Source organism: Kineosporia sp. NBRC 101677 (assembly GCF_030269265.1).
Classification (GTDB): domain Bacteria; phylum Actinomycetota; class Actinomycetes; order Actinomycetales; family Kineosporiaceae; genus Kineosporia; species Kineosporia rhizophila.
In genome coordinates, this window is the sequence record NZ_BSTA01000046.1 from 1 (window position 1) to 647 (window position 647).

Here is a 647-nt window from a genome sequence, read left to right on the forward strand (position 1 = left end):
AGGTTTTCACAGCAGACGCGACAGACCGCCTACGAGCTCTTTACGCCCAATAATTCCGGACAACGCTTGCACCCTACGTATTACCGCGGCTGCTGGCACGTAGTTAGCCGGTGCTTCTTCTGCAGGTACCGTCACTTGCGCTTCTTCCCTGCTGAAAGAGGTTTACGACCCGAAGGCCTTCATCCCTCACGCGGCGTCGCTGCGTCAGGCTTTCGCCCATTGCGCAATATTCCCCACTGCTGCCTCCCGTAGGAGTCTGGGCCGTGTCTCAGTCCCAGTGTGGCCGGTCGCCCTCTCAGGCCGGCTACCCGTCGTCGCCTTGGTAGGCCATTACCCCACCAACAAGCTGATAGGCCGCGAGCTCATCTCTGACCGAAAAACTTTCCACGCACAGACCATGCGACCGTACGTCATATCCGGTATTAGCCACCGTTTCCCGTGGTTATCCCAGAGTCAGAGGCAGATTACTCACGTGTTACTCACCCGTTCGCCACTGATCCCCACCGAAGTGGTTCACCGTTCGACTTGCATGTGTTAAGCACGCCGCCAGCGTTCGTCCTGAGCCAGGATCAAACTCTCCGTAAATAATCTTCTAGGAAGACTTTTAGCGAAGTGTGTTGCAATTGATTCCTGACCAATAACTCCAG

General features: G+C 56.0%; 1 rRNA gene. It reads right to left on the reverse strand.

Annotated elements, in window-relative coordinates:
* A 16S ribosomal RNA gene (locus QSK18_RS35670) occupies nucleotides 1-585 on the reverse strand; the annotation flags it as partial.
* Nucleotides 586-647 lie beyond the last annotated feature (62 nt).